Here is a 26,184-nt window from a genome sequence, read left to right on the forward strand (position 1 = left end):
GGAGGTTGGCCATGAGTGATGACTTTCCGGGGTATGCACTGACGTTGGACCACCTTCGGATGCTGGCGCAGCAGGATTTGGCGGACTGGTGGGCTAACACCAGCCGGTTATCTCCTCCAGTGCGAATGGACACGCTCCGTGAGGCATTTCACGCAATTCAGAGCGCATACGGAGAACAAGCAGCGTTAATGGCTGCAGAGAACCTGTTTCTAAAGCGCTCTTTGGATGAGTCTCTGTCGCAATTGGAGTTTCCGGCAATTGCTGAACCAGTGGCTTATGAGAAGGCGGCTGCTGGGTTTAACTGGGCGACTGCGAAGTACCGTGAGGATTTTGACCCAGAAGATTTAGGTGAAGCGCAAGGAAAGCTTTCGGGCGTGCTTAACCGTTTGGTTGCGCAGCCGGCACACGATACGCATGCGAATGCGATTATTGCTGCAGGGACGGGCTATGCGCGCGTGCCGGAACCTGGCGCGTGTAGCTTTTGCTTGATGTTGGCGTCCCGTGGGGCTGCGTATTCACGTGAAGCTGTGGAGTCAGCAAATCGGTATCACGATAATTGCCGATGTGTGGCGATTGAGGTGAAGGATGATGCGTCCTTGCCGCGGATTAATCGTGAGCTGAAGCAATTGTGGGATTCGACGGGGAAGAAGCTGGGAGCGACTCCAACGGACCGTCAATTCCAGGAGTCGTTGATCAGGTACAAGAACAAGACGCCTGATTGGGTTCCTCGCGATGCTGTGAGGTTCAGTGATGTGCCCAAGAACAATCGCGGTCTGCATCCTGGGGTGAAAAGTGTCGAAGAATTGGACAAGCACCACTTGTTTGGGACTCCGTCCACATTGGCTTCAACCGTGCGGACAAAACAGGAGCAAAGAATTTACGACTCTGAAGAACGCGTGATTGATTGGATTAAAGGCAATGGGGCATCGGAAGTTCGAAGAGTAGGCTTAGCTAGTGAAGCCGTTCCTTCGCTGCCGGAAGATTTCAGTAAGACACCGGACATCGCGGTTGAGGGCTTAACTGCCGATATTAAGACGATACGTGCAGCTAAAGGGATTCAAAAGAATGCTAAAAAAGGGGCGGAACAATCGGCAATGCTGATTTTCGACGTTCGTGATTCGGAGCTTCAGCGGAATGAAGTATTGCGGTCCGGGAAGAATGCAGTCCGCGATTACGGTGATAGGCTTGAGCGGATAGTAATCATAGGTCGTGATTTTACTTTCCTATGGGAGGGAGGGGCTGGATGAGTATTTATCCGACAATCGACATTGTGGCAGGCCCAGAGAGTTTTGAGGAAGTCAAAGCTGTGGTTAATTCGCTTCTGCCAGGGCTCAAGCTACCATTCGGAGAATTCAGGCGACCATCAGTTTTCCTGACTCCTCAAGATGAAGTCATCGCATCAGTCGCTACTGACGCTCTGGATGGAGAACCACTTGAGCGTTTTGCCAAGCTTTTTGGTCAGCTATGCGAACACACAGACTGGGAGCTCCGGTTGGACTGGGACGACGCTGAGTCAGCTTTGATTGATTTTGACCGTTCCTACTTATATCGAGCACGTGGAAACAATCCTCCAATTCAGTACGACCCGTATGCTGTATAGTTACGCGTCTTAGTTAGTCTGCCTCCTTCCCCAAAATTGCCGGAAGGAGGTATTTTTATTCCAATTTTGAGCCGCCTGGTTGGGTAAGTATCGGGTTCGATTCCCGGTTCGGCTGCTGCGAAACCCCACAGTTCTGCTCGTCGCGGACGTGGGGTTTTGCCATGTCACAAGACAGTTTCCCAGGAGGAGAAAACACCATGCCCACAGAAGACAGCACACAAGAAGTTCCAACACACGACGAACAGAACCAGGATGATGACCACCAGGACGAGCACAAGGACGAGCAGGTAGCTGGAGACGCTGCGGGAGATAAACCGGAGATGACTCGGGAGGACCTTCTTGCTGCGCTGGCGAAGTCTCGTCGACAAGCGGCCAAGTACCGGGTGGAGCGTAATGAACTGCGCCCGCTTGCGGACAAGGCACGGGAGTTGGAAGAAGCCGGCAAATCTGAGCTGCAGAAGGCGCAGGAGCGTATTGCTGCCCTGGAGGCAGAAAAGCAGGCCGGTGAACTTGAAGCTGAGCGTCTGCAGATTGCGGCGAAGCACGGTTTGCCAGCGGAACTCGTTACCGGTGCGGATGCGGAAGCTATGGAGTCAATGGCGTCAGCGTTGGCGGCGTTTGTGGGCAAAAAGCTGGAGGAAAAGAGCAAGCCACGTCTTCCAGTGGTTAAGGCTGTGGGCCGTGAATCAGGTGGCGTCGACCCCGATGCGCGGGCAAGGCAAATCCTTGGCCTGTAGGTAACAATCTAGCCACCCGGTGAGCGGGTGGAGAAAGGAGACGTCTGACATGGCGACTCTGACAAATGAATCGATTCTGAAGGGTGAAGGCGGCTCTGGTCTTCTGCCCCGAAGTGTCTCGAATGAAATCTGGAAGGCTGCAACTGCCCAGTCTGTTGTGCCTTCCTTGGCGAAGTCTCACCCTGTAATCCTGGGTGAGAACATTATTCCGGTGCTGACGAAGCGCCCATCGGCATCCATTGTCGGTGAAGGCCAGGATAAGGCTGATTCTCAGCTCGAAGTGGGTGCGAAGTCCATCAAGCCGATTAAGGCGGTTGTGGGCCTGGAGTTCACAATGGAGACTCTGCACTCGAATCCGGCGAATGTGCTGGATTTGATGTCCGGTGAACTGTCGGACGCTCTGGCCCGCCAGATTGACCTGGCGATTTTCCACGGTCGGCAGGCATCGGACGGAAAGAACCTATCTGGTAGCCCAGAGTTCATTAACCAGACCGAAAAGCGAGTGAAGCTGTCTGGGCTGCCGGAAAAGGCGGACGCTGAACTGTGGGATGGCTACAACATCCTTGTCGATGCGGATAAACCGCACGATTTCACGGGCTTCGCGATGGACCCTCGTCACGTGGGTCTGATTGCGAATGCTCGCGATAAGGAAGGGCGCCGACTGAACCCAGAAATTCCGATGGGTGGTTCTGTCACGTCTTATGCGGGCATGCCGGTGGCTGTCTCTCGGTCGGTTTCCGGTCAGATGGATGCGTCTGCGGACACGAAGGTGCGTGCTTTCGGCGGCGACTGGAATTCACTGCGATTCGGTCGCGCGCTGGACATCTCCTTGAAGAAGATTGAGTACGGCGACCCATTCGGCAACGGTGACCTGCAACGCCGTAACGCTGTGGCATTCCTGACAGAGGTCATCTTCGGTTGGGCAATCCTGGATAAGAATGCGTTCGTTGCCTATGAATTGAGCACCGATGAAGCACCTTAAGAACAAGGCGACAGGCACCGTGGTCACTGTTCCTGATGACTCTGGTGCTTCGCTGGTCGCTTCTGGTGGTTGGCAGGAAGTGAAGGCCGCTGGTCGTAAGAAACCTGCAGCCGTGAAGAAGACATCGCCTGAATCGGTACCGTCCGACCAGGAGCCCGTCGCTGACGAATAGCTAAGGAGGCTGTCATGTCATTTGAAATCGATATTGACGAAATCCTCCTGTTCAACAAGGACCTTGACCGAGACATGGTGAAGGTCCTGATCCGTGACGGCATGGCGCTGGCTTCGAAGGTCGCCCCGTGCATCATGGACGATGATTTCGCATTCCAGAATGCGGCTGCGGCCATTATCCGTGGTGCGATTCTGCGGTGGGCTGAGTCTGGCTCGGGGGCATTGTCCTCGGAACAGGCAACAGCTGGGCCGTTTTCGCAGACGTTGAGTTACGACACACGCCAGGCGCGTAGGTCGCTGTTCTTCCCGTCTGAGGTCATGGAGCTGCAGAAACTCTGCAAGCAAAATTCGGGTGCCTTCGCTGTTGATACGGTCCCCGTGGTTGATGTGATGCGGCATGCGCCCGAATGCTCAACGTGTTTTGGCGCTCCGGAGCAGCGGTGCACGTGCGGTTCAGTGGTGAACGCGGGACGGGGGCCATTGCGATGATGTCAAAGTTTCCGCTGACGAGGACAGTGCTGGTTGCCAGGCGCAGCAGCACAGGCAAGAGCCGATTTAATGATGCCACGGTCTCTTTCGCCGCCCCGGTTGAACAGAAGGTGTTTGGCTGGGCATCGCCGACGATAGAGGAGCAAGTCACCGCAGAGCACGCAGGTCGTGTCATTTGGGATGTGACGTTGCTAGCTCCTAGCGGCGCGATTGAACTAACTGACCAGGTGATTATCGACAGCGACAGGTTTGAGGTCACACATATCGGGAACTTTGACAATGGCCCGGTCGGCTGGCTTGAACCGGGTTTGGAGTCGATACAACTGAAACTGGTGAAGGGATAAACAATGATTCGAGTCGTCACTGCACTGCAAGATGACCCTATCGAGCATGACTGCCCAGCATGTGAAGTCACTGATACCGGAGCTCTGCTGATTCTTGCTGATACTTCCGGCATGACCGTGTCCGCTGGGTATGCAGCAGGCGTGTGGGCTTCGTTTGAGATGGATGGTGCCTGATGTGAAGCTCATCCGAATCAAGAAGTGGCGCCTGAAAGGCTTCGAGGAGATTCGACGTGCCGGGTGGGTGCAAGACCTAGTAACCCAGGAAACTCGCCGAGTGAGGAACAACCTGCCTGATGGCTATGGCTGGTCTGTTGCCCAAGGCAAAACGCGTTTCCGTGGGATTGTGTACACGGACAGCATTAAGGCTCGTCGGCATAGCCGTAAGCACAATGCGCTGTTTAAGGCGTTGGGGTCGTGATGACTCCGAATGAGCTGGTTCAGCATGCGTGCCGTCTGGTGACGGATGTTCCGGTTGTGTCGAAGGTGCCGATGGAACGACCGCCTTTGTTCGTGCGTGTGGACCAGGCAGCGCCGAGGGTGCTGTCGCCTGTGCACCAGCGGTGCCGGGTGATGGTGCAGGTCTACGGGCAAGACCTTGAAGAAGTGTTGGAGCTGTCCGACCAGCTGCGCAGGCAGTTGGAAGACTTCGACATGTGTCACGACCGGGCATTTGGCTCGGAGGAGATTGACGGTCCGGTGGACTTCCAAGACCCGGACTTACCCGAGATACAGCGGTGGCAAATCACCGCACTCATTTACATGGCCACTAGCTAACCGGGCTAGGGCCTTTTCTTATGCCTAAAGGAGGCAAAACATCATGGCTGATATGCGCAATCGTTCCAATGTTCTTGTTGGTGCACCTGATGTGAAGGCATCTGGTGGTGCCCAGATTGGTGACGTCGCCAAGGGCGCGCAGGTGCCGAAGGACGCAACCACTGAAGTGACTGACCTGAATCAGGCAGCAGTTGGTTACGTGTCCGAGGATGGCATCACTAAGACCGTGGACCGCTCGACCGAGAAGATTAAGGACCACAACGGCGACACCATCATCGTCCTGACCTCTGACCACTCGGTCATGCTCAAGCTGACCGTCATGGAAGCCGCAAACGCGGCACTGCTGAAGGCCATCTTCGGCACCGACAACGTCACCATCGACGCTGACGGAAAGAAGATTAAGGTCGCCGACAACGCCGATGACCTGCCGCACTACTCATGGCAGTTCGACATCAAGGGCGGCCCGAAGTCGAAGATTCGAGTATTCGCACCAGACGGCCAGGTCACCAACGTCGGCGACGTCAAGTACGTCCGCAACGACGTCATCAAGTACGAACTCGAAATCGAGTGCTACACCGATGACGAAGGCAACAAGTGCTACCAGTACATCGACCGCGAGGAGGCATCTACTGCCCCAAGCAGCGACGACTCCTAACAGCTGACCGCTGATGGCCCTGGGGTTCGGGAGACACCCCAGGGCCACTCAACCAATGTCTCCCCACACTCTTCACTCACACCGACTTGAAAGGTCTCCCAACCATGGCACTCGAAAAGTTCCACTTCACCACCGCTGACGGCGTCGAAATCGTCGTCCCATTTTACCTTGATGCAATCAAGCGCAAGCACATCAAGAAGATTAAGCAGCTCATGAAGGAAGCTGGCAGCCCAACTGACGCCGATGACGATGTTCTCTTTGAGTACGCAAACCTCGATGAAAAGACTCTCGACCAGATTGATGAGTTGTCCGGTCGTGATTACATGAAGTTCATGGAAGGGTGGATGGAGGAATCTAAGCTGGGGGAATCAGCAGCCTCCTAGAGGCGCTCGATGAAGACCACAAGTTCAGGCAAGCCCTCGAGTACGACCTGCTCGTGCTCGGGTTTCGCCTGCGCTGGGTCGGCGATGGTGTTCACGACTTCACCTTCATGGATCTGCTCACCATCGTGAACCAATCACCGGCGCACTCCGCTACCGTGCGCCACCTCGACCCAGACACTCACACCTGGGGATTACAGGAGCAGCTGCAGGCCACCATTTTCGATGCCCTGGCCGGCATCTCCTGGCAGCTCGGTGGTGACAAATCAAACAAGCCGAAGCCGCTCCCTCGCCCTGGCGTTGACGGCTACAAGCAAGACAACAGTGGCACGGATGACAGCTCCGCTACGGCTGAATCAACACCAGCGGTCGATGACCGGGACCCATTCGATGAAAACGGAACCGGCGGCGTATTCCGAGGCGAAGCCACCCCAATCGACGAACTCAACGAATGGCTGGGCTGGACCACCAACCCACAAGAACAAGAACCAACAGCCGAACCATATAGCCGCAATGAGCTAATCATCGCCGAGTACAACACCGGCACCACCACCTACAAGCAACTCGCTGCCAAGCACGGAGTATCCGCGTCCACAGTAGGACGCATCATCCGAGCAGCGCGCTAACCAAAGGAGGCCCATCATGGCTCAAATCGCAAACGCATGGATTTCCATTATCCCGGAAACCTCCAAAATCGCGCCGGGCATCAAAAAGGCTTTGAGGGACGCGGAAGGTAACGCTTCCAAGTCGGGCACCTCCATCGGGTCGAAGCTGTCTGGTGCCGTCAGCAAGACGCTGAAGATTGGTGCAGCGGGTGCAGGTGTGGCCGCTGGTGGTGTGTTGGCATCGGCGATGGCGAAGGGCTTTAAGCGTCTCGATGCCTTGGACCAGGCGCAGGCGAAGATGCGTGGTCTGGGCATTGAGGGTACGCGGCTCACGTCTGTCATGGAGTCGGTCTCGAAGTCTGTGACTGGCACTGCCTTCGGGCTTGATGAGGCCGCAGGCTCGGCAGCGAAGCTGACGGCAGTTGGCGTCAAGATTGGTGCTGACCTTGACCGAAGCATGAAGCTGACAGCAGATATTGCAGCGCAGGCTGGCACGAATATGGATGATATTTCTTCCATCATGGCGAAGGTCGCCGGCGCCGGGAAAGTGACCGGTGAGACGCTGGCGCAGCTTGATGACCGTGCCACTGGTGCAGGTGCAGCTATCGCGAAGCACCTGGGAGTGTCCATTGAGGAGATGCGCAGTCAAGTGTCCAAGGGCCAGGTGTCCCTTGAGGACTTCCAGGAGGCGATGGAGAAGCACCTGGGTGGCGCTGCCCAGAAGACCGGTGAAACGTTTAAGGGCGCTTTCGCAAACATGAACAGCGCTCTCGGGCGGTTCGGTGAGAAGCTGCTCGCGCCGGTGTTCAAGGCGTCGCCTGCACTTTTTGGGTCTGTCGGCAAATCTGTGGACATCATGGGCAAGGCGATTGAACCGGCAACTGAGCGTTTGGGTAATGCACTGACTCCTGCGATGGAGAAACTAGGCACCACTCTGGAAACCAAGATTGCACCCGCCGCGGGTGAGGCGGCAGGGAAGTTTGCTGACTTTTTGGCGAAGACCATCACGGATGGGCCAGATGATGGCCCACTGTCGAAGATGGGTGATGCGCTGAAGGGCATTGCCGAGTCTGCGAAGGAAGCGTGGCCGTCTATTTCGGAGCTGGTGAAGTCCTTGTCGAAGGCGTCTGCGTCTCTAAGCATTTCGACTTGGCAGATGCTGGCTGACGTTATGAATGCGGCGGCTCCGCTCATTTCGAATGTGCTGGTGCCAGCGTTGAATAAGCTCGCCAAGGTCACGTCGGAGAACCCGGAACCGACTCAGAAGCTGCTGACCGGAATCTTGGGATTCATGGCAGTGAAGCGTATTAGTGGTCCGCTGCTGACAGGTGCGAAGGCTGTGAAGACTTTTGGTGGCGCCGCGAAGTTCGCCGGTGGTGCTCTCAAAGGCGGTGGTGGTATCGGCGGTGCGATTATGCGCATGGCAGCGGGCGCTAAGTCCGCGAATCCACTGATTGCCAAGATGGGCGGGGCGGCGCAGAAGACGTTCCATGGTCTGCTCGGGATGAGAAACGCCAGCAAGAAGGTGTCTGATGTCGCAAGCAAACTAGGCAAGGTGTTGACCTCTGGTGCGGCGAAGGGCTTTAAAGCTATGACCACCGCTGGTCGAGTCCTAGGTAAGGTTCTGGTCTCTGGTGTGACGAGGGGACTGGGGCTTGCTGCCAAGGGCATGAAGGCTCTAGGCGCGGCAATTGCCGCGAATCCGGTTGGTGCGATCGTCACGGGCCTCGCACTTATCACAGCTGGGCTCGTGTACTTTTTCACGCAGACCGAGACCGGCAAGCGTGTCTGGGGCCAGTTCATGAATTGGCTAAAGAGTGCATGGGAATCGGTCGTCAGCACCGCAAAGGCCATCTGGAAAGGCCTGGGCGAGTTCTTCACCGGGCTGTGGGAAAGCATCAAGACCAAAACCCAGGAGGCATGGGACGCGGTCGTGTCCACGGTCACCGCCATCTGGGATGGCGTCGTCGCAACGGCAACAACTGTGTGGCAGGGCCTGGTGGACTTCTTCACTGGCCTCTGGGGCGGTATCAAGTCTGCCGCGCAAGCCGCATGGAATGGCATCGTGTCGGTCATCACCGCAGTGTGGAATGGGCTGGTCGCGTTCTTCACGCGAACGGTGCAGGGCTGGACGCTGATTCTGACCACTGCTTGGAACGGGATTAAGACTGCGGCACAGGCCGTGTGGAACGGCATCGTCGCAGTCATCGTTGGCGCATGGAACGGATTGAAAACCTCCATCACCACCATCTGGACGGTCATTCAGAACGCCATCCAGTTCGGCTGGGACTTCGTGAAGAACCTGGCAGTACGCACCTGGACAGCCATTAAGGACAACGTCCTTAAAGCCTGGGACGGTCTGAAGAGCGGCATCCAGTCCGGAATCAACGTCATCAAGCGCGGCATCTCTGGGTTCGTCGATGGCTCGAAGAAGAAATTCGACGAGTTCATCAAAAAGATTCAGTCAATGCCAGGGAAGATTAAGTCCGCATTCTCCGGCGCCGCAAACTGGCTAAAGGATGCCGGCCGCAACATCATTCGCGGCCTGGCCGACGGCATCAAGTCCGCCACCGGCTGGATTGTTGACGCCATCAAATCGCTGGTGCCAGATTCTCTGGAACGATTCCTTCCATTCGCTGACGGCGGCTTCTTCTTCGCCAACGGCGGCGTGAGCGAAAACCACCAAGCAATGATTGCCCGCGCTGGCTCCGGTTCGACCCCTTTCCGTGTGTGGGCAGAACCGGAAACCGGCGGCGAGGGTTACATTCCATTGGCACCGGGCAAGCGGACCCGCTCGGTTGCAATCATGGGTGAAATTGCCCGCCGCTTCGGCCTGACTCTGCTCGGCAAGAACGGAGAGCACATCGGCGGTGCCGGCCACCGTGCGTTCGCCCCAGTTGGTCAAGCGTTCGCCAACGGCGGCATCGTCGAGTCAATGACGGCCTGGGCCAAGCGCAAGCACCCAAGCCTGCAAGTCACCTCGACCTACCGCAACACCCCGGACCACCACGGCGCCGGGAAAGCTGTGGACTTCTCCAACGGCTATGACACGACGCCGGAGATGCAGGCGATGGCCCGCGACATCTACAAGAATTACGCCGACCAGACCTTGGAACTGATTCACTGGCCGCTCAATGGCTGGCAGAACCTGAAGAACACCAAGCCACTGAACTATGGCGAGCCAACCAATAGTCAGCACCGCAACCACGTCCACTGGGCAATTGCAGCACCGTTGAAGGAATCAACAGGCCGAGGCAATAACACCGGCGGAAAGGGTGCCACGTGGGGCCCACCATTCTTCGTCGGCGAAATCGCCCGCAAGGCACGAGACATGTCCCTGGACGGACTCGCCGCGAAAATCGGCGTGGCCACCGCACTGGTTGAATCCGGCAACCCGCTGAAAATGTACGCCAACCGGGCGGTACCCGAGTCACTCAAATACCGCCACGACGCGGTCGGCTCAGACCACGACAGCGTTGGCCTTTTTCAGCAGCGCGACAATGGGGCATGGGGCACCGTCAAACAACGAATGACCCCATATGACAGCGCCGGCATGTTCTTCAACAAGCTCAAGTCGTTCGACTATCGGTCGATGGATCCAGGTGCAGCAGCCCAGAAGGTGCAGGTAAGCGCGTTCCCAGGGCGCTACGCCACTCAAATGGCAACAGCTCAGCAACTTCTGGACAAGTACGCATACGCCTCTACCGGCGGAGCAACCAGCCAAGATGCAGATGGAAACTCCACCGCGCCGGGCGTCTCGGTGTCCTCAGCCCCGTCGATTGAGTGGGGTGAGGCATCGCAGGTTTTCTCGGAGGTGCAGAAGAAGCGCCGTTGGCGTGAGCAGCTGGCGCGCTGGCGTAAGGGAGCCTTCGACTCGGGAGGCATCGCACAGGGCAAGGGTTTCCTGCTCAAAGACACCGTGAAGCCGGAGCGTGTGCTGAACCCGACGAATACCAAGAGCTTCGACAAGCTGCCGCCGGTGCTGGCAGATGTGGCGAATAAGCTGGGTATGTCTGCTGCAGCGCAGCGCATGGCTGCGCAGGCGACGAACAACATCGCCGCCGCAGTCAAGAGCTTCACGGCTTCGGACGCTTTGGCCTACGGCGAGCGTCTGGGCTTCGGTGAGTTCACTGGACTGTTCAAGGGCAGTGTCGGTGCATATGAGGAGATGGAGCGCAGCTTCGTCGCCCAGGTCGATGCCGCGGACGGGCTCAAGCAGGCCGAGAAGAATCTGGCGGAGGCGCGGGCTGAGTATGCCGCGGCGATGTCGGATAGCACTGAGCTGACTGTCAAGCAGCAGCGCAAGCTTGATGACGCATTGAAAGCTGTCGAGGATGCGAAGAAGCCGAACAAGAAGGGCGAGGTCAACGCGGATAAGGTCGCGAAGGCTGAGCTTAAACTTGCTCGGGTTCGTGAGGATATTGCTGCCGAGCAGGAGAAAGCGGGGGTCAAGCAGTCGGACACGGCGATGCAGGCGGCGGAAAACCTGCTGAAGGCAGAAGCTGACCTGGCTGATGCCCGTCAAACTGTGGCGCAGGTGGCAGCAGCCGCGGGTCATGCTGAAATTGCGATGGCGATTGAGGTTGTTGACCTGGGGCTGCGGCTGGCGGACAAGATTGTCGGCGCTGTGATGCAGGCACGCTCGCAGGTCTCGCAGGCCATGGCGTCGATGATGCAGTCGGTGTCAGAGCTGGTGTCGATGACTGATGCGCTTCGTGATCAGGTGTCGGTGCTCGGTGTGGAAGCTGCTGCCGCGAAACTTCAGGTGATGGATTCGCTCCGTGGGATCCGTCTGGCTCAGTTTGATGGGGTCAGGGCGCAGCTTGAGGCTGCGAAGACTGTTGCGGATATTGAGAAGAAGTTTGCTGCGCAGCGGAAGGCGGATGCTCGTGCCGCGATGTCGAACTACCGGGACTTGTCTTTGACGTTGGACCGGTGGCGGTGGAGTCTGCGCAATGGCATTGACTCTGCTTTGGATGACATGGCGGAATGGTCGGATGAGTCGCGGGCGCTGTTTGCGGAGCTGCAGGCGGCGCAGATTGGTCGGCAGATTGCTGAGAAGCAAGCCCAGATCAACGTGCTCAAAGCGACGTTCCAGCATCAGCGTGCTGTCCATGACCTGGTGTCGGCGACTACGTCACTGGGCATTGCTGCGGAAAAGCTCGCGGCGATGAGCGGGACCGCGTTCGGATTCAATTCGGTCGAAGCGACGATCGGAAGCAGGTACACCAGCCTGCTGGCGGAAAAGGCGAAGCTGAAAGCGGACAACGCGCACATCGGCACCTGGATAAACCCCGTGAACTGGTTCACGTCGATGCCTGCGGCGTCGAAGCGAATCCGGCAGATTGACCAGGAGCTGGCGCAGCTGGCGGCGATGGATGAATTCAAGCAGTTCAGTCCGGATCAGCTGGCAGAGGTCAAGCGAATTGAGCGGTCTGCGGGCTTCATGGGGTTCTTTGGTGCCAGTGACAAGGTCGCCGACATGATCAAGAACTCTTCTCTTGGTGATGCGGCGCGTGCGCTGGATCGTGCCCGGTTTGAGCAGTCGCTGATTGATGCTCGTCATGCCAATGAGCTGGCGAAGCAAGATTTGGACCGCAAGCAAGCTGAGGTGGACCAGGCGCAGGCTCTGTTCCCGTTGGAGACCCTGTTGGCGCAACTGACAGCGAAGCAGGATTCGGAAAAAACGTGGGCTGAGTACTGGCGCGAAAACGATGAAGGTGTCAGGGAAGCACTGGCGGCACTGGCTGCGTTCCAGTCTGATTCATCGACGGCGCTGGGGCAGGCCGCGAAAACTCCGGCAGTAATGAACATCAACATGCCGGCAAACAAGACCTCCTACAGCGCGGAGGAAGTGCAGGGGTTGATTGACCAGATGAACAAGGCGCAGTCGGAGCTGGACATTCGTGTTCAGAAGCTGGAGAAGCCATCGGCATCGGCGTCGGATGTGGTGGCTGGAAAGAAGGTGGTTGCCGGTGCCTAGTGTCAGGCTTGAGCTTGTCTCTCCGTCGGGGGATTCTTTTGATTTGATTTCCCCGCACCGTCGCTATGCGGTCGCTTTCATTGAGGGCGAGACGCTTGAGGGGCTGGTGGGCAGCTTTGAGGATTCCGCGGAGCTAGTCCCGGGGGTTCCTGGGGCTGTGTTCCGTCCGGAGGATAGGGCAGTGCATCCGCTCGCGGGCTCGTTCACTGCTGTGCTGGCGGATGCAGACGCCTATGGCCGTTTCTTTGCGGCGTGGTCAACGCGGGTGCCTAGTGCCCTGCGGCTGACTATCGACGATTCCTTGTTTGTGCTGCCGGCACGTTTGGCGGCGGCGTTGCCGTGGCCGTCGTCGAAGATTCGTCTGGGCAGTCGCATCCCGGTGAGTGTCGTCGCTGACGGTGGCGTGTGGCTGCATCCGCAGGAGGGTGACGGGGAGGTGACCATCATGAATTTTGGTGATGTGGACATCGCCCCGACCATTCGGTGGGAGGGTGACGGCGGGACGATGGTTCTGGAATCAGGCGCGCGCCTGCAGTTGCCGCCGACCGAGCAGCCGCGGTTCATTTCGATGGACTCTCAGACCGCGTCGATGGTGCACGGGCCGGGCGGCGCTGTGGATGAAGAGCTCACTGCAACGGTGGCTCCTTTTGGTGAGCTGATTCCACCGGGGCAGTCGGCCACAATTCTGGTGCCAGAAGGTGCAACTGTGATTTGGAACGTGGGGGTGCTGTCGCCATGGTGACCCCTGAACAACGCTTTCCGGACTACAAAAGGCACATTGATCATGTGGTGGCCACGCATGGCCAGTGGGTCGGCGTGTGTGATGAAGAGGGCTGGCCGATTGCGGACATCACCCCAGTGGTGGCGCTCTCCGCCCCAGAGATTCGCGGGGACACAGCATCAGTCGAGGCCACTGTCGCGGTGGAGCCTTCTTCGCCGCTGGTGGCTGAACTCATTGGTGACGGGCTGTCCGCGCCGTTAGAGGATGGTCAGTTGACTCTTGCGGGGGAGAAAGCTCGCTTGCTGGTTGTTCAGCGCCCAGACCGGCGTGTGGCCTATACGGTTACGCACACGGTCGCTGCTGGCGTATCGGGGCCGTCACAGTTGACGATTCACGGGGTGGATCTGATTGAGGGTCTGACGATGTGGCCGTGCCCGTCCATTCCGGCGGAGTGGGGCCGCGCGAAATTCACCGAGTGGGATACGGATGCGTCGGGGCAAAAATATGCCACGAGCCGGGAATTGGCTCGGGTGGAGTTCGGCACCGCCGTGGACGGCTACACCGTCCGTGGCCCCGCGGTGACGGTGGTGCGCACGCTGATTCAGGATTCTCTTGATGCGGTCAATGATCTGATGGGGTGGCGGGAGCGGCCACACATGGTGGTGCATTGGCCCGATGAGGTGGACGAGTCGGATGAGCTGCTCATCCGGACGAGCGATGACACGGTGTGGGAGACCATCGCCGCGCCTGCACATGCAGCGGGTCTGACGATTCACGTGGACTTGTGGTGGCCAGGCGACGGCGACTTTCGCTTCCGGGTTTTCCGCGACCCGGACATCTTCGTTGAGGCCAGCGCAGACTTTCCCATCCAGTTGGTGACGGTGGAGGTGACGAAATGACCAGGCTCTATGCGACTGCTGGTGAGCTGACGATTGTGCGACGGCTCGCGGCGATTGCATTCGGTGAGTGGAAAGTCGATTGGCCTGATTCTGTGCCAGAGGACCAGCGCCCCACACTGGCAGATGACCGTGAGCATGGCTTTGTGTCACGGCTTGCTGGTGATGCTGGTCGGATGGGGCGCCGTTTTGTCCGTGCTGACATCACGATCACTGCCGCAGAATTCGATGAGCATGGTGACCAAGTGCCACACACCGGCCACAGCAATGCGGAAGCGATTCTGGATGCGGCGTTGGAGCAGACGGCGGAGGAGGCAGTCATTGAGCGGGACATCACCCGCGCTGGGCTGCGTGGTGCTGTCCCCGGCAAAGACTTCTGGGTCGGCAAGATGGTCGACGTTGTGGTCTGGGATCGGGTTTTGCCGTTGCCGGTCACGGCGATTGAGGCGGTGACGCAGGCTGGGGCGGTGATTGACTGGTCTGTGACTGTCGGTGGGCAGCTGGTCAGTGATGATGCGGGGCGGCGTCGGGCGAACGCGGAGTTGGAGCGGTCTGTGTGGGCTGAGCGTCGGCAGCGTCTGCGGGATGTGGAGCGGGTCGAGTCCAGGGCGCGTGAAGCAAAGACGGTGGCCGATGGTGCTGTGGAGGCTGCAGCTGGCGCGGCACTTGATGCGCAAGTGGCGGACACCCGCGCTTTGGAGGCTGACCGCAAAGCGGAGCAGTCACTGGAGCAGTGGCGCGCAGCCAAAGATGAGTTGGACCAGATGCAGTCACGTCAGATTGAGCTCAATCGCCGCTACATCGCGGCTTTGAATGACATTCAGCAGGTCATTGGTCGGGAGTCTGTTCGCATGATTTCGGCGAAGCAGGACAAGTGGGCCGCGGATGATTATGTGCGGCTTGATATGCCGAGCTGGCGCCGACGGCTCAAGATTCAGGCGAGGTCGAGCTGGCAAGGCACAGGGTTGCTCAATGTCCGCTACAGCGGAGGCAGCGTGGTCGCCTATCAGATCGAGTTCACGGAGGACTATTCCCATACGTTCGTTGTGCCGTCCGGGACTGTGGTCGGGGCCACCCTCTGGTACCAGGTCCACCGCGGCGGGAGCTTTGAAATCGGGGACATTGAAATTGATCCGGAACCGGAGCCGGAGGGCGAAGGATAGAAAGGAGGCAGTCATGCCAAAAGTTTCAGGACTGTTGCGTACCGTGACCGACAGGCCAGACAGCGTGGTCTCTGTCGGAGTGCGTGCGGCTAAAACAAGGGGATACAGTGGCGGAATTGTCACCGCACAGACAGAGGCCATCCCAGTGGAAAACGGGCATGTCGAGTTTGAACTGCTGCCGGGGCCCGCTGTGATGGCACTGCAGCATGTCGGATTTGGGCGTCCCACCACTCTGGAAGCAATTCCGTTGCTGGTCGGCGACACCGACATCGACTTGGAGGCCGCTGCCGCAGCGGGCGCCGCAGTGGACGGCAAAACCGCAGAAGAACTGGGCGCTCTGCAGGAACAGATTGGCCAGTGGGTCAGCAAAACCGCCGAGCACATGCGAGCAGCTGAAAAGTCAGCCCAGGACGCGCAAACCGCAAGAAACCAAATAACCGAGCTCAATCAGCAGGTCCACCGGGCACAGGAGACAGTGATGGACACCGCCAACACTGTCAGTCGGCTGAAAGAAGAGACCGTCGCCGCAGCCGACAATGCTGACAAGTCAGCAACCAACGCCCATGAAGCTCAGGAAGCGACCTCCGCGACAGCGCGCGAGGTCACCATCGCGGTGGTGCAAGCTCAGGACCAAATCCAGTCACTGACGACGTTGTCAAAGCAGACGACGAAAACCCTTGCTGACATAACAACCATGGCAGCTGACGTGGAGAAGGCCGCACGCCGAGCAGAGGACGCCGCCGAGAAGGCCACTGCCGACGGTGTGCATCCTGAAGAAGTCGAAGAGGTCCGCAAAATCGCTGCCGACGCGAAAAACCGGTGGCTGTCAGATGGCCAACCAAAAACCATCACCGACGTTGAAAACGCAATTGCCCAGGCAGTGTCACAAATGGAGAACACGATCCACGATGTGTCCCAGGACTTAACCCGGAAGGCTGACAGCAGCGTCATTGCAGGAATGACTCAGCGACTAGAGGAAATGGACGAGAAGGTCGATGGTGCCGTCGCCCGTGTTGAGTCGGTGGAAAAGCAAACCTGGCAGATTCACGTCGTCTCTGAACTTCCGGACGACCCTGCCCCCTACACCTGGTATGCGGTGGTCGACGATGCTTAACATTGGTTCTTCCCGAGTCAACCGGCTATTCATCGGCGATCGGGAAGTCACAAAGCTATATCACGGCAGCGACTTAGTCTTCACCAGCGGCATTCAATTCGTCGCCGATATGTGGGCATACATGCTCCCCTGGGCAAACCAGGTCACCGAGAGACTGTTCTCCAGCAACGAGCTTCCTTCATCAACGAAATTCACCACCAACACCAAAACCAACCACATTGGGCTTGACCTCGCGCCGGGCGACCAGGCCCATTGGAGGGGAATCCACTTTTCCCGTGACGCGGACACCATTCGAGTGGAAGTGGACACGGATAGGTCAGGCAAAGCGTCGATGAAGCTGCAAGGCACTGTGCCGAGCGACTTCACAACCAACCGTGTCTACGTGAACTTCTCCACAGGAAAGGATTGGTACGGCTTTCGCAGTCGATTATGGATTAATGGCACCGCAGTGGACACAAAGACCAATGGCGGAGCCGTCACACTCTCCGAGAATATCGTCAGAGAAGGCACAGTTTCCACGACTGGGCACTGCATCGTTCGGCTGGGTGAAACGCAAAGTGACGTCACGGCGAAGGCCGACGGCAACGACCTCACAGACTTTCCCACACCGACAACGAAAAAAGAGATTGGATTTGTCAAATCCGCGATGCAGCTGGGGGTGATGCTTCAAACACCAATTCGAGAACCTGGGCTCTTAGTCGTACCAGACCAGACCCAAGCCATTGCGATCGCAATCGGAGGCGGTGGAGGCAGCTACTACGACACCGACTCTCACGGCGAACCAGGCCTATCAGACGCCATGACCATCGGCGCAGGCTCATATCCAGTCACCATTGGTCAGGCAGGGGCAAACGGAACCTCAAAAAGACGTGTTGGAACCAACGGCACAGCAACTGTTCTCAAGCAGTTGACCCTTGCGGGAGGCGCAGGTGCACTGCAACCAAACGGAACAGGCTCAAGGTCTAACCTCACATTCACCCGCGCGTTCCCCGAAAACATCAACATCACCGTCAACAACATCGGAAGAGGCGGCTGGTGTCAGGAATGGACGGATACCGACTACGACACCGGGTCCTTCTCATACAGCTATACATACAGCAATCCACAAGGCGGCGCCATCATCCCGATCTTGACTTGGAAAACCGAACCATAGGTAAAAGGACATGCTATGAACATCAACCTGCAAACACTCACCAAAACACAATTCGATGCTCACTTGCGCGCGGTCTTGGCAGAACAAGATCGTCGCCGCGCACTGCCACACGTGGAACAAGCCCAAGCCAACGTCGTCAAAGAACTCCAAGACGCCGGAAAGCTCCCACTGCCCGACGCACTGTCCGATCCAGACCACCTTCCAGAGAACCTCGATGACATCCCAGCCTGGGCAAACCCAGGCACCGACCACTCGGCTATGTACCGCCACGGCGACATCGTGTCTCACGATGGCCGTGTCTGGCAGTCCACACATCCACACCTCAACCACTGGGAGCCAGGAGCCACCGGAATCGACAACCGGGTTTGGCGGGACATCACACCAAAACCTGAACCAGACCCGACAGAGGAAACACAGACACCAGACGACCAAGCCCAAGAGCATCCAACTGCTGACGAAGAGCCACCAGCAGACGAAGAACCAACAGCCGAAGCATCAACACCACAGCCACCCGAATACACCGACAACCGAAGCTACAAAGCTGGCGACACCGTCACCTATAACGGAAACACCTACCAGGCGCAGCAAGACCACTTTTCCGCGCCGGGCTGGACTCCTCTGAACGCCCACATGATGTGGAAGCGAACCGAGCCAGCAGCTGGATAGCTGCTTGACCAGCAAAAAGACGTAAGCACCCACGTCGGGTGCATTTTTTATGCCCAACCCACAGAAAGGAGAAACGCACATGACCAAAACATTCCACCCAATGAAAAGCGGCACCTACCGCGTCTCATCCGGCTACGGCCAACGCTGGGGAACGATGCATGCCGGAATCGACTTCGCCGCACCAATCGGCACACCACTTTATGCGGTCGCCGACGGCGTCGTAGTCCAGGGCAACGATCGCCAAAAAGGCAGCGTCGCAGGGTTCGGCTCCTGGATCTGGATCGACTGCCAAGCAAGCTGCGGGAAAGACTTCATCTACGGCCACGTCGACCACGAAGGCATCCTCGTAAAAGCAGGTGACCGAGTGCGCGCCGGTCAGCAGATTGGTGTCGTCGGAAATGAGGGCCAATCAACAGGTCCGCATCTGCATTTTGAGGTGTGGGGAAGCCCCGGCCGTCTTGGTGGGAGTCACCAGGACCCGGCTGTGTGGCTGCAGGGCAAACCGTCACCGGGCGGGAATGCCCAGCCTGCAGAGAAGGAGACACCATTGGCAGGAACAATCTTCGGCATCGACATTTCCGAGCACCAACGTAATTTTCCATTGTCGAAGGCTAAGGCCGAGGGGATGGAGTTTGTGATTCTGCGGCTGTGTGACGGCACGCATGTGGATTCGCTTTTCAAGTCACATCTCGCGGATGCAGAGCACAATGGTCTGCTGGTCGCCACCTATTGGTATCTTCGCGCACCTAGCGAGGGCACGACGATTAGCCAGCAGGTCGATGTCATTGACCGGCAAATGGGCGGGCGTCGAGACCTGGGCGTGTGGATTGACGTGGAGTCTGTGTCACGCTCTGGCGCGAAGCTATTGTCTGGCGGTGACGTGTGGTCGGCGAAGCGTGAGTTGGAGCGCCGCGGCTACCACGTCCCGGGAATCTATTCGGGGGCGTGGTATTGGGAGCACATGCGTGGCGGTGAGCCTTCCATGAGCGGGCTTGGTCACTTGTGGTGCTCGAATTATGGTCGCAACGCCACAGGTCAACCCCGCAACATCTATGAGGCGGATGGCGGGGCGAACCACCGCGGCTGGAGCTACCCGTTAGGCGACCGCAAGCCCGACTTGCTGCAGTTCGGGTCGAATGGTCTGGTCGCAGGCCAAGCCGTCGACGTCAACGCTTTCAAGGGCGCTCGTTCAGAGCTGGCAAAGATTTTTCACCCAAAGACGAAGGCTCCATCAGGGGCTTCACCAAAGAAAGGACTCGCGTTAGGCATGGACACACGGATTCAGTCACAGATTGACCCAGGGAAGCGGCCAAAGGTGTCGGAATTCATCGCGTGGAATGACGCACGGAATTTCCGCATTGAGGCAAAGCTTGACTTCCTGATCGCAAAAATGGGTTTCGACCCACACCAGGTGGCGGCGGAAGCTGTCGCCCGAGAGATTGGACGGTGACACAAATGGACCAGGCAACGAAGTGGCGTCGCATCATTTATGCGGTGCTTTCTGCTCTTTTGACTGTGCTGGCGGCGTACGGGGTGCTCACCTCGGAGCAGGCAGAGACACTCACTGACGTCATTGAGAAGCTTCTCGTGGTGTTGGTGCCGATTCTTAGTGCTTTCGGCATGGGGGTCTCCTCTGTGAAGACAAAGCGCGGCTCTGATGACCCGGCGACGACCCAGGACGTGGAAGACGCTCGGCAGGAAGGTTACCGCGATGCGGTCCGAGACCTGGCCCCAGTTGAAGGGGTTGCAGAAAATGATGCGTTGAAACGCATGCGAGATTTGATGAACGGCCAGGCCTATGACCGGTAGATGCCAGACGTCAGATTTCGGGCGGTGCTTAGCAAATGTAGTTGAGCCGACCCCGAGGAAAATCTCTGCGTTTTGGGCAGTGTTCGCCTGGAGCAGGGTGATTGCCTATTGGGGATTTACCCCGAAGCAGCTGGCCCTGACAGCGCAGATACTTCCAACTGATTGGGGGATTGAATTGCTGTGGGGAGTGCCGGCTGTGCTTTTGACGGTCGGAGCTTTTCCTTTGGGCAACCGAAAGATGATTCGCGTGGCCCGGTCGGTTGGCGGGGCGTTGCTATCCGGGGTGTTCGCGTGGTGGGCAACCGTCTTTTTGGTAGACGAATCGAGTAGGTCGTGGCTGTCTGCGACGACCTACGCTACCTTTGCGGTTCTGTTGCTGTCACGAGCAGTGCTTCTCGGAAGGGATAGGCCTCCAGAAAAGGGCGTGGTTGGATGACTGACCAAACTGTTCTTGCCGCGCTGATCGGTGGGGTCGTGTCTGTGATCAGCGCGATTTTGCTGCTGCGTGGTCGCAAAGAAGAAGTCGAGGGCGAGAATTTGCGCGCGCTGATTCAGGGGCAGGCTGATCGGATTGATCATCTGCAGACCTGGCAGAGGGAACAGGAGACGTGGAAGCGCGACATGGAGAAGCGCTTGGAGTTGGAGCGCCGGCGGCGAAGTTCGCTTTTCGAAGCTTTGGAGTCGATGGTGCAGCCGCTTGAGGAGTTGGAGGAGTGGGTGCGCACTGGTGCGAAACCGCCACCGCCGAAGATTCCGCGTGCAGCCCGGATCCGTGAGTTGCTGGAAGCAAATGCTAGGAACCCGCCGTCCAAAGACAATTGAAAAATGCGTGAGCCCCCACTAGGTCATCGTTGCCTAGTGGGGGCTCTTTTTCATTCAAATTTCCGGCCTGGAAAGCGCTCTTTCACCGCCCTGATTTGGCACGAATTTGGCACGAACTGCTGCATAAAATGCACAAGCGGGCGTTGAACTGCGCCAATGGTGGCATTTCGTCAAGCCCCGTTAGCTCCACAGGTCAAACCCCAGTTCCCGCCCGGGAGCTGGGGTTTTGTTATGTTCGGGTGGCCATGGTTGGGCGTGCGCTCTTTGGCATGCTGCGTGACCGTTTTGGTGTGAACTGGAGCGTGGATGCCGGGTAGGTGTTCCGGGTAATTCCGTTCGTCACTTTTTAGTGACAGTGTGTCACCTACGGGGCTATTATAGGGATGACGTTTTTGAACAAACCCAATACAGGACTGGCAGGTGAACACGTTGTCGGCACCACAAACCGCAGACACCATCCATAAACCCACGCCAAAAGACTGGGGTGCACTGGCGGTCCTCGCCAGTGGCCTCGGCCTCATTGTTTTGGACGGCACCATTGTGGGTGTTGCGCTGCCGGACATTATCCGCAGTATCGACCTGAATCTCACTGATGCTCAGTGGGTGAACAGCATTTACGCCGTTTTGCTCGCGGCGCTACTGCTATCCACCGGCAAAATCGCCGACCGCGTCGGCCGCAAACGCCTCTTTCTTCTTGGCCTAGTCATTTTTGCGCTCGGCAGTGGACTAGCCGCGCTTTCCGGTTCAGCCGCGCCGCTCATTGCCTCCCGCGCAGTACAAGCCGTCGGCGCTGCCATGATTATGCCGTCCACGCTATCCACAGTGAACGCCACGTTCCGCGGTAAGTACCGCGCCGCTGCATTCGGCGTGTGGGGTGCGGTCATCTCGGGCACCGCCGCAATTGGTCCGTTGGCAGGTGGCGCGCTGACCCAATTCGCATCTTGGCACTGGATCTTCTTGGTTAACCTGCCGCTGTGCCTGATTGTCCTTATTGTCGGCTTCTTCACGGTCACCGAAACCAATGCCCCATCGGATCTGCCGGGCTTTGACGTTGACGGCGCGCAGCTGTCCGCCATCGGCTTCGGTACCTTGGTTTTCGGCATTATCGAAGGCCCAGAACTGGGCTGGTGGAGTCAGAAAGCGCCCCTGACCATTGGTCCGTGGACCTGGTCGGAATCCGCCCCGATTTCCCCAGTTCCAACTGCACTGATCGTGTCGGCCATCGCGCTGGCACTGTTTGTGCGCTGGGAAATCCACCGCGAACGCGTGCAACGCTCCCGACTTCTGGAACTGTCTCTGTTCGGGCTGCCAACCTTCTCCTGGGGCAACCTGACCGCTGCAATGGTCGCAATCGGCGAATTCGCCATCATCTTCGTGCTACCGCTGTACCTCATTAATGTCTTGGGCCTTTCCGTGCTCAACACCGGGTTTGTGCTTGCTGCAATGGCAGTCGGCGCTTTCGCGTCTGGGGCGGCGGCTCGCCACTTGGCAGCCAAATTCGGTGCCCCGGGCACAGTGCTGATTGGTCTTGGCCTTGAGATGGTCGGTGCGGTTTGGTTGGCGCTGACCGTCAGCGGTGAGGGCAGTGGTTGGATGGCTGCGGCGCCGTTGGTGCTTTACGGCCTTGGTTTGGGGTTGGCGTCTGCGCAGTTGACGGGCACGGTGTTGCAGGACGCGCCGGTGGAAGTATCTGGTCAAGCGTCGGCGACCCAAAGCACGGTGCGGCAGATTGGTTCGGCGCTGGGGACTGCAGTGGCGGGTGCAACGCTGTCGGTGGCGCTTGCTAATTCCTTGCCGAAAGCCCTGGAAAATGCCAATTTAACTGGCGAGGTGGCAGATTCTTTCGCGGAATCGACCCGCCAAACCGCGGGCACCACGATTGCCATCCTGCGTGGTCAGGGCGGGCATAGCCCGTTTGGGGGTGCTACGGACACTGCAATCCGTGCGTTGTCTGATGGTTTTGCTTCCGCAACCCAGGTGTCCTTGTTTGTTGCTGCCGGTTTCTTGATGTTGGGCTTCATTGGTGCGTTGCGAGTCCTTCAGGTCTCCCGGGACCCGAATCGACCGGGAGCGGGGGGAGCCGCCAAGCCACAGGACACCCCACAGAATGCGAAAGAGTGACAGAATAGAACCATGGCTGATATCGAGAACCCAGTAGAAGTTTTGACCCCAGACGCTGCCCTGGAACTGATGGGCACCCAGCAGCTTGGCCGCTTGGTAGTTCGTCTGACCAACGATTTTGACCTGTACCCAGTGAACTTTGTCGTCAGCGAAGGCAAGATTTACTTGCGCTCCGCTGAAGGCTCCAAGCTGTTCACCGTTGCTCTGAACGAGCAGGTCCTCTTTGAGGCTGACGAGCACGAAAATGACCAGGCTTGGTCCGTCATTGTGAAGGGCCACGCACGTATCTTGGACCGCAACGAGGACATTCAGAAGGCAGACACCCTGCCGCTGAAGCCGTGGATTCCAACCCTGAAGTACAACTACGTGGAGATCACCCCGGACACCGTGTCTGGTCGTCGTTTCCAGCTCGGCGCGGAGCCGGAGCGCTACTAATCTGCATGCAGGTGCGGTTTCATGACTAGTTTCCGGAAACGCCCCGCCGAGCCGGACTCCGCGCGCGCTGAAGCTGCCGGGTTGCGGTGGCTGCGCGAGGCCAGCAGCGCCGTGGTCGAGGTTGTGCTTGTTGACGACCACATGATTGAAACCGCTCTTGTGCGCCAGGTGCCACCGACTGCCGACTTAGCGCGCACAGCTGGCTTTGAGCTGGCTCGAATTCACGCAGCTGGCGCCGAGGCTTTCGGCGCACCACCGCCTGGCTGGGACGGCCCGAATTACATTGGCACGCAGTTCCAGTTCTGCCGCCCGACGGATAATTGGGCGGAATTCTATGTGCACCAACGAGTGTTGCCCTTTGCGGAGGCTGCGGTGCGTCGTGGCAATCTGAGCCTCGGCGGCTATGACCTTGTCGACGCTGCATGCGCCGCAATCTGTAGTCATGACTGGGTAGGGGAACCGGCCCGCATCCATGGGGATCTGTGGTCGGGCAACCTGCTTTTCGGCGATACCGGCCCCGCTTTTATCGACCCAGCAGCGCACGGCGGCCATCCAGAGACCGACCTAGCAATGCTCCATTTATTTGGTGCCCCGTTTCTGGATGACATTGTCGCGGGATACCAGCAGCACACGCCGTTGCGGGAGGGCTGGCGCCGCCGCATTCCAATGCATCAGCTGCACCCCCTGGCTGTGCATGCGGTAACGCACGGCCCCGGCTATGGCAGCGAACTTATCCGCTGTGCGAAAGACACCCTTGCCGCCATTGGTTAAGAACCGGACGGCGGCTTGGGGCTAGTGGCCAGTTACCACGTGTCAAACGGGCTGCGCGGCAAGTGACGCTTGTGCTCGCTGCGACGGTAGTGCCCTTCGATGGTGCTGGCAGCTTCCGGAGAAACCTCACCTTCACCCTCGAGGTAATTGTCGATATCGACGTACCGCACTCCCAGTGCTTCCTCATCAGCCAGCGCTGGCCGGTCATCTTCGAGGTCTGCGGTCGGAACCTTCTCCCATGCCCGAGGCGGCGCACCTAATTCAGCGAGCAGCGCCGCGCCCTGACGTTTCGTCAGCCCCGTGAGCGGCGCCACGTCGCATGCCCCATCGCCGAATTTGGTGTAGAAACCGGTGACTGCCTCGGCGGCATGGTCGGTGCCCACCACAAGTAGCCCAAGTTCTCCCGCGACAGCATATTGCGCAATCATGCGCTGGCGGGCTTTGACGTTGCCTTTGTTGAAGTCGCCGAGTTCAGCGCGGTCCAGTTGGCCAGCGACTGCCGCAGACATGGCATCAGTCGCTTCTTGAATATTGACGGTCAGCGTCTGGTCGGGGCGGATGAACTCTAATGCCATTTGGGCGTCAGCTTCGTCAGATTGTGTGCCGTATGGCAGGCGCATGGCGACAAACTGCACATCAGATGCCGGTTTGTCGGAGCGGACCTGCTCGACAGCTAGTTGGCATAGTCGTCCAGCCAGGGTAGAGTCCTGACCACCGGAGATGCCAAGCACATAGCCTTTGAGGTTAGTGGTGCGGAGGTATTCTGCGAGGAAGTCAACGCGTCGGGTGATTTCATCAACGACGTTGATTTCTGGTTGTACATGCAGCGCAGTCCTAATAGCGGCTGCAGTATCTGATTCGGTGCGTGTTTCTGGTTTGTCGGTCATGACGCCAAGTCTACGTCGCCGGTCAGACAGCGGTTTTGGTTCCGGCCGGACCGTCGACTATGCTGGACACTCGTGTTATAGCGCTCGATCCATTGTGGGTTTCTACGATGGATTTCGTAGCGCATCGGCCTGCCCGCTTTTGGGCAATGAATTACGGAAAGGAGCGCCCGATGAAGGTTCGCAATTCCCTTCGGTCGCTGAAGAACAAGCCGGGCGCTCAGGTTGTCCGTCGCCGCGGCAAGGTTTACGTCATCAACAAGAAGGAACCACGCTTCAAGGCTCGCCAGGGCTAAGAAAAGTTCCTAGGATTAACGGTCACTCGGTTTCCGAGTGGCCGTTTTTCTTTGCGCTTTTGACGGTTACGCTCCGCTTCAGGGTGAGCTGACAGCGCAGACCACAGATGGTCGAGCTTCGTTTGGTTGTCCACAAACGCTTGGAGGGACACTGTTTGATTGAACATGAATGTGTGGTCAGGACCGCCATCGGTCGCTACGAACCATTGCCCAGCAAGCTGGAAATCGCTGTACATCAGTGCACCGGATACTTCCGGATTTGGATGCGTAACACCTCGATCGCCGTCAAAAAGCACAATGTACTTGCTGATTGCGGCGTCGGCTTGAGGGCTTTCGCCAACAAATAGGAACTGCGGGGTGATGAAAGGCCGCGGATCGCCTTCTGGGGTCGTCAGGGCGAGTTGCCAGCACACGCCGAAGCGGTCGGCGAGCCAACCGTAGCGCTGCATGAGCGGGTATTCGCCAAGTGACATGAGGACATGCCCGCCGTCGACGAGTCTGGTCCACGTATCGTTCAGGCGCTGCTCGGCGTCTGGGTGGATGGAGGGGGCGATGTGTTGAGGGCTCGACATGGCTTCACTACTATTTGGAAACTCGGTCTCACACCAGTGTG

At 58.2% G+C, this 26,184-nt stretch carries 29 protein-coding genes; 27 read left to right on the forward strand and 2 right to left on the reverse strand.

Features of this window, described 5'->3' with window-relative positions:
• Positions 1-11 precede the first annotated feature (11 nt).
• The 26 genes from A3EC_RS12455 to A3EC_RS0106525 all read left to right on the forward strand — a co-directional run bounded on the left by A3EC_RS12455 (position 12) and on the right by A3EC_RS0106525 (position 24,391).
• Positions 12-1,247, forward strand: coding sequence for a VG15 protein (locus A3EC_RS12455; protein ID WP_018024353.1), 1,236 nt, complete (start codon positions 12-14; stop codon positions 1,245-1,247).
• Positions 1,244-1,600 carry a hypothetical protein gene (locus A3EC_RS11620; protein ID WP_018024354.1) on the forward strand — a complete coding sequence of 119 codons (357 nt, stop codon included), beginning with the start codon at positions 1,244-1,246 and terminating at the stop codon, positions 1,598-1,600. The genes A3EC_RS12455 and A3EC_RS11620 overlap by 4 nt, the downstream gene beginning before the upstream one ends.
• A 197-nt stretch (positions 1,601-1,797) precedes the next feature.
• Entirely contained in the window at positions 1,798-2,337 is a 540-nt protein-coding gene (locus A3EC_RS12460; RefSeq protein WP_018024355.1) for a hypothetical protein, read from the forward strand.
• A 49-nt stretch (positions 2,338-2,386) separates the two neighbouring features.
• Complete coding sequence (locus tag A3EC_RS0106410) at positions 2,387-3,319, forward strand: phage major capsid protein (protein ID WP_018024356.1); 933 nt, start codon at positions 2,387-2,389, stop codon at positions 3,317-3,319.
• Entirely contained in the window at positions 3,306-3,491 is a 186-nt protein-coding gene (locus tag A3EC_RS0106415) for a DUF7302 family protein (protein WP_018024357.1), read from the forward strand. Before A3EC_RS0106410 ends, A3EC_RS0106415 begins: the two co-directional genes overlap by 14 nt.
• Before the next feature lie 14 nt (positions 3,492-3,505).
• Entirely contained in the window at positions 3,506-3,979 is a 474-nt protein-coding gene (locus tag A3EC_RS0106420; RefSeq protein ID WP_018024358.1) for a hypothetical protein, read from the forward strand.
• Positions 3,976-4,323, forward strand: a complete 348-nt coding sequence (locus A3EC_RS0106425) for a hypothetical protein (RefSeq protein WP_018024359.1) — start codon at positions 3,976-3,978, stop codon at positions 4,321-4,323. The genes A3EC_RS0106420 and A3EC_RS0106425 overlap by 4 nt, the downstream gene beginning before the upstream one ends.
• 3 nt (positions 4,324-4,326) lie before the next feature.
• A complete protein-coding gene (locus tag A3EC_RS12935) occupies positions 4,327-4,497 on the forward strand; it encodes a hypothetical protein (RefSeq protein WP_018024360.1) in 171 nt (56 codons plus the stop codon).
• A gap of 1 nt (position 4,498) precedes the next feature.
• The gene (locus A3EC_RS0106435) at positions 4,499-4,741 is read left to right on the forward strand and encodes a hypothetical protein (RefSeq protein WP_051061021.1); all 243 of its coding nucleotides are present in this window, start codon (positions 4,499-4,501) and stop codon (positions 4,739-4,741) included.
• Complete coding sequence (locus tag A3EC_RS0106440) at positions 4,741-5,097, forward strand: hypothetical protein (protein WP_018024362.1); 357 nt, start codon at positions 4,741-4,743, stop codon at positions 5,095-5,097. The genes A3EC_RS0106435 and A3EC_RS0106440 overlap by 1 nt, the downstream gene beginning before the upstream one ends.
• Positions 5,098-5,140: 43 nt before the next feature.
• A complete protein-coding gene (locus tag A3EC_RS11630; protein ID WP_018024363.1) occupies positions 5,141-5,752 on the forward strand; it encodes a phage tail tube protein in 612 nt (203 codons plus the stop codon).
• Positions 5,753-5,856: 104 nt separating this feature from the next.
• Complete coding sequence (locus A3EC_RS0106450) at positions 5,857-6,135, forward strand: hypothetical protein (protein WP_018024364.1); 279 nt, start codon at positions 5,857-5,859, stop codon at positions 6,133-6,135.
• Between the two features lie 53 nt (positions 6,136-6,188).
• On the forward strand, positions 6,189-6,758 hold the full coding sequence (locus A3EC_RS0106455) for a hypothetical protein (RefSeq protein ID WP_018024365.1): 570 nt from the start codon (positions 6,189-6,191) through the stop codon (positions 6,756-6,758).
• Between the two features lie 16 nt (positions 6,759-6,774).
• Positions 6,775-12,720, forward strand: coding sequence for a tape measure protein (locus A3EC_RS11635; RefSeq protein WP_018024366.1), 5,946 nt, complete (start codon positions 6,775-6,777; stop codon positions 12,718-12,720).
• Complete coding sequence (locus A3EC_RS0106465) at positions 12,713-13,462, forward strand: hypothetical protein (RefSeq protein WP_040428245.1); 750 nt, start codon at positions 12,713-12,715, stop codon at positions 13,460-13,462. The genes A3EC_RS11635 and A3EC_RS0106465 overlap by 8 nt, the downstream gene beginning before the upstream one ends.
• A complete protein-coding gene (locus tag A3EC_RS0106470; RefSeq protein WP_018024368.1) occupies positions 13,456-14,340 on the forward strand; it encodes a hypothetical protein in 885 nt (294 codons plus the stop codon). Before A3EC_RS0106465 ends, A3EC_RS0106470 begins: the two co-directional genes overlap by 7 nt.
• On the forward strand, positions 14,337-15,500 hold the full coding sequence (locus tag A3EC_RS0106475; protein ID WP_018024369.1) for a hypothetical protein: 1,164 nt from the start codon (positions 14,337-14,339) through the stop codon (positions 15,498-15,500). Before A3EC_RS0106470 ends, A3EC_RS0106475 begins: the two co-directional genes overlap by 4 nt.
• Before the next feature lie 13 nt (positions 15,501-15,513).
• Positions 15,514-16,614 (forward strand): hypothetical protein, encoded by a 1,101-nt coding sequence (locus A3EC_RS0106480; protein WP_018024370.1) that lies wholly within the window; start codon positions 15,514-15,516, stop codon positions 16,612-16,614.
• The gene (locus A3EC_RS0106485; RefSeq protein ID WP_018024371.1) at positions 16,607-17,767 is read left to right on the forward strand and encodes a hypothetical protein; all 1,161 of its coding nucleotides are present in this window, start codon (positions 16,607-16,609) and stop codon (positions 17,765-17,767) included. The genes A3EC_RS0106480 and A3EC_RS0106485 overlap by 8 nt, the downstream gene beginning before the upstream one ends.
• A 15-nt stretch (positions 17,768-17,782) precedes the next feature.
• Positions 17,783-18,433 (forward strand): carbohydrate-binding protein, encoded by a 651-nt coding sequence (locus tag A3EC_RS12465; protein ID WP_018024372.1) that lies wholly within the window; start codon positions 17,783-17,785, stop codon positions 18,431-18,433.
• Between the two features lie 79 nt (positions 18,434-18,512).
• Positions 18,513-19,883: a peptidoglycan DD-metalloendopeptidase family protein gene (locus tag A3EC_RS0106495; protein ID WP_018024373.1), complete on the forward strand. Its 1,371-nt coding sequence runs from the start codon at positions 18,513-18,515 to the stop codon at positions 19,881-19,883.
• Between the two features lie 5 nt (positions 19,884-19,888).
• Complete coding sequence (locus A3EC_RS0106500; RefSeq protein WP_018024374.1) at positions 19,889-20,242, forward strand: hypothetical protein; 354 nt, start codon at positions 19,889-19,891, stop codon at positions 20,240-20,242.
• Between the two features lie 432 nt (positions 20,243-20,674).
• Complete coding sequence (locus A3EC_RS0106510; protein WP_018024376.1) at positions 20,675-21,064, forward strand: hypothetical protein; 390 nt, start codon at positions 20,675-20,677, stop codon at positions 21,062-21,064.
• 420 nt (positions 21,065-21,484) lie between these two features.
• Positions 21,485-23,185, forward strand: coding sequence for an MFS transporter (locus tag A3EC_RS0106515; protein WP_018024377.1), 1,701 nt, complete (start codon positions 21,485-21,487; stop codon positions 23,183-23,185).
• A gap of 12 nt (positions 23,186-23,197) precedes the next feature.
• Positions 23,198-23,620, forward strand: a complete 423-nt coding sequence (locus A3EC_RS0106520; RefSeq protein ID WP_018024378.1) for a pyridoxamine 5'-phosphate oxidase family protein — start codon at positions 23,198-23,200, stop codon at positions 23,618-23,620.
• A 21-nt stretch (positions 23,621-23,641) separates the two neighbouring features.
• Positions 23,642-24,391 (forward strand): fructosamine kinase family protein, encoded by a 750-nt coding sequence (locus A3EC_RS0106525; protein ID WP_018024379.1) that lies wholly within the window; start codon positions 23,642-23,644, stop codon positions 24,389-24,391.
• Positions 24,392-24,423: 32 nt separating this feature from the next.
• Here A3EC_RS0106525 and nadE read toward each other — a convergent pair whose 3' ends face one another.
• On the reverse strand, positions 24,424-25,278 hold the full coding sequence (gene nadE, locus A3EC_RS0106530) for an ammonia-dependent NAD(+) synthetase (protein ID WP_018024380.1): 855 nt from the start codon (positions 25,276-25,278) through the stop codon (positions 24,424-24,426).
• Between the two features lie 170 nt (positions 25,279-25,448).
• Here nadE and ykgO point away from each other — a divergent pair, with 170 nt between their 5' ends.
• Entirely contained in the window at positions 25,449-25,571 is a 123-nt protein-coding gene (gene ykgO / locus A3EC_RS0106535; protein ID WP_003857945.1) for a type B 50S ribosomal protein L36, read from the forward strand.
• On the opposite strand, the gene A3EC_RS11645 is transcribed toward ykgO, so the two are convergent.
• Positions 25,568-26,143 carry a VOC family protein gene (locus A3EC_RS11645; RefSeq protein WP_083879980.1) on the reverse strand — a complete coding sequence of 192 codons (576 nt, stop codon included), beginning with the start codon at positions 26,141-26,143 and terminating at the stop codon, positions 25,568-25,570. The genes ykgO and A3EC_RS11645 overlap by 4 nt on opposite strands.
• Between the last annotated feature and the right edge of the window lie 41 nt (positions 26,144-26,184).

Source organism: Corynebacterium ulceribovis DSM 45146 (assembly GCF_000372445.1).
Classification (GTDB): domain Bacteria; phylum Actinomycetota; class Actinomycetes; order Mycobacteriales; family Mycobacteriaceae; genus Corynebacterium; species Corynebacterium ulceribovis.

Bases quoted from the DNA above. Each gene is read 5' to 3' on its own strand.
- ykgO (WP_003857945.1), top strand. From the start codon at position 25,449: ATGAAGGTTCGCAATTCCCTTCGGTCGCTGAAGAACAAGCCGGGCGCT.
- A3EC_RS0106510 (WP_018024376.1), top strand. From the start codon at position 20,675: ATGACTGACCAAACTGTTCTTGCCGCGCTGATCGGTGGGGTCGTGTCT.
- A3EC_RS0106500 (WP_018024374.1), top strand. From the start codon at position 19,889: ATGGACCAGGCAACGAAGTGGCGTCGCATCATTTATGCGGTGCTTTCT.
- A3EC_RS0106525 (WP_018024379.1), top strand. From the start codon at position 23,642: ATGACTAGTTTCCGGAAACGCCCCGCCGAGCCGGACTCCGCGCGCGCT.
- A3EC_RS12935 (WP_018024360.1), top strand. From the start codon at position 4,327: ATGATTCGAGTCGTCACTGCACTGCAAGATGACCCTATCGAGCATGAC.
- A3EC_RS0106520 (WP_018024378.1), top strand. From the start codon at position 23,198: ATGGCTGATATCGAGAACCCAGTAGAAGTTTTGACCCCAGACGCTGCC.
- A3EC_RS0106450 (WP_018024364.1), top strand. From the start codon at position 5,857: ATGGCACTCGAAAAGTTCCACTTCACCACCGCTGACGGCGTCGAAATC.
- A3EC_RS12465 (WP_018024372.1), top strand. From the start codon at position 17,783: ATGAACATCAACCTGCAAACACTCACCAAAACACAATTCGATGCTCAC.
- A3EC_RS0106420 (WP_018024358.1), top strand. From the start codon at position 3,506: ATGTCATTTGAAATCGATATTGACGAAATCCTCCTGTTCAACAAGGAC.
- A3EC_RS0106440 (WP_018024362.1), top strand. From the start codon at position 4,741: ATGACTCCGAATGAGCTGGTTCAGCATGCGTGCCGTCTGGTGACGGAT.
- A3EC_RS11630 (WP_018024363.1), top strand. From the start codon at position 5,141: ATGGCTGATATGCGCAATCGTTCCAATGTTCTTGTTGGTGCACCTGAT.
- A3EC_RS11620 (WP_018024354.1), top strand. From the start codon at position 1,244: ATGAGTATTTATCCGACAATCGACATTGTGGCAGGCCCAGAGAGTTTT.
- A3EC_RS0106410 (WP_018024356.1), top strand. From the start codon at position 2,387: ATGGCGACTCTGACAAATGAATCGATTCTGAAGGGTGAAGGCGGCTCT.
- A3EC_RS0106425 (WP_018024359.1), top strand. From the start codon at position 3,976: ATGATGTCAAAGTTTCCGCTGACGAGGACAGTGCTGGTTGCCAGGCGC.
- A3EC_RS12455 (WP_018024353.1), top strand. From the start codon at position 12: ATGAGTGATGACTTTCCGGGGTATGCACTGACGTTGGACCACCTTCGG.
- A3EC_RS0106415 (WP_018024357.1), top strand. From the start codon at position 3,306: ATGAAGCACCTTAAGAACAAGGCGACAGGCACCGTGGTCACTGTTCCT.
- A3EC_RS0106470 (WP_018024368.1), top strand. From the start codon at position 13,456: ATGGTGACCCCTGAACAACGCTTTCCGGACTACAAAAGGCACATTGAT.
- A3EC_RS11645 (WP_083879980.1), bottom strand. From the start codon at position 26,143: ATGTCGAGCCCTCAACACATCGCCCCCTCCATCCACCCAGACGCCGAG.
- nadE (WP_018024380.1), bottom strand. From the start codon at position 25,278: ATGACCGACAAACCAGAAACACGCACCGAATCAGATACTGCAGCCGCT.
- A3EC_RS0106495 (WP_018024373.1), top strand. From the start codon at position 18,513: ATGACCAAAACATTCCACCCAATGAAAAGCGGCACCTACCGCGTCTCA.
- A3EC_RS0106480 (WP_018024370.1), top strand. From the start codon at position 15,514: ATGCCAAAAGTTTCAGGACTGTTGCGTACCGTGACCGACAGGCCAGAC.
- A3EC_RS11635 (WP_018024366.1), top strand. From the start codon at position 6,775: ATGGCTCAAATCGCAAACGCATGGATTTCCATTATCCCGGAAACCTCC.
- A3EC_RS12460 (WP_018024355.1), top strand. From the start codon at position 1,798: ATGCCCACAGAAGACAGCACACAAGAAGTTCCAACACACGACGAACAG.
- A3EC_RS0106475 (WP_018024369.1), top strand. From the start codon at position 14,337: ATGACCAGGCTCTATGCGACTGCTGGTGAGCTGACGATTGTGCGACGG.
- A3EC_RS0106485 (WP_018024371.1), top strand. From the start codon at position 16,607: ATGCTTAACATTGGTTCTTCCCGAGTCAACCGGCTATTCATCGGCGAT.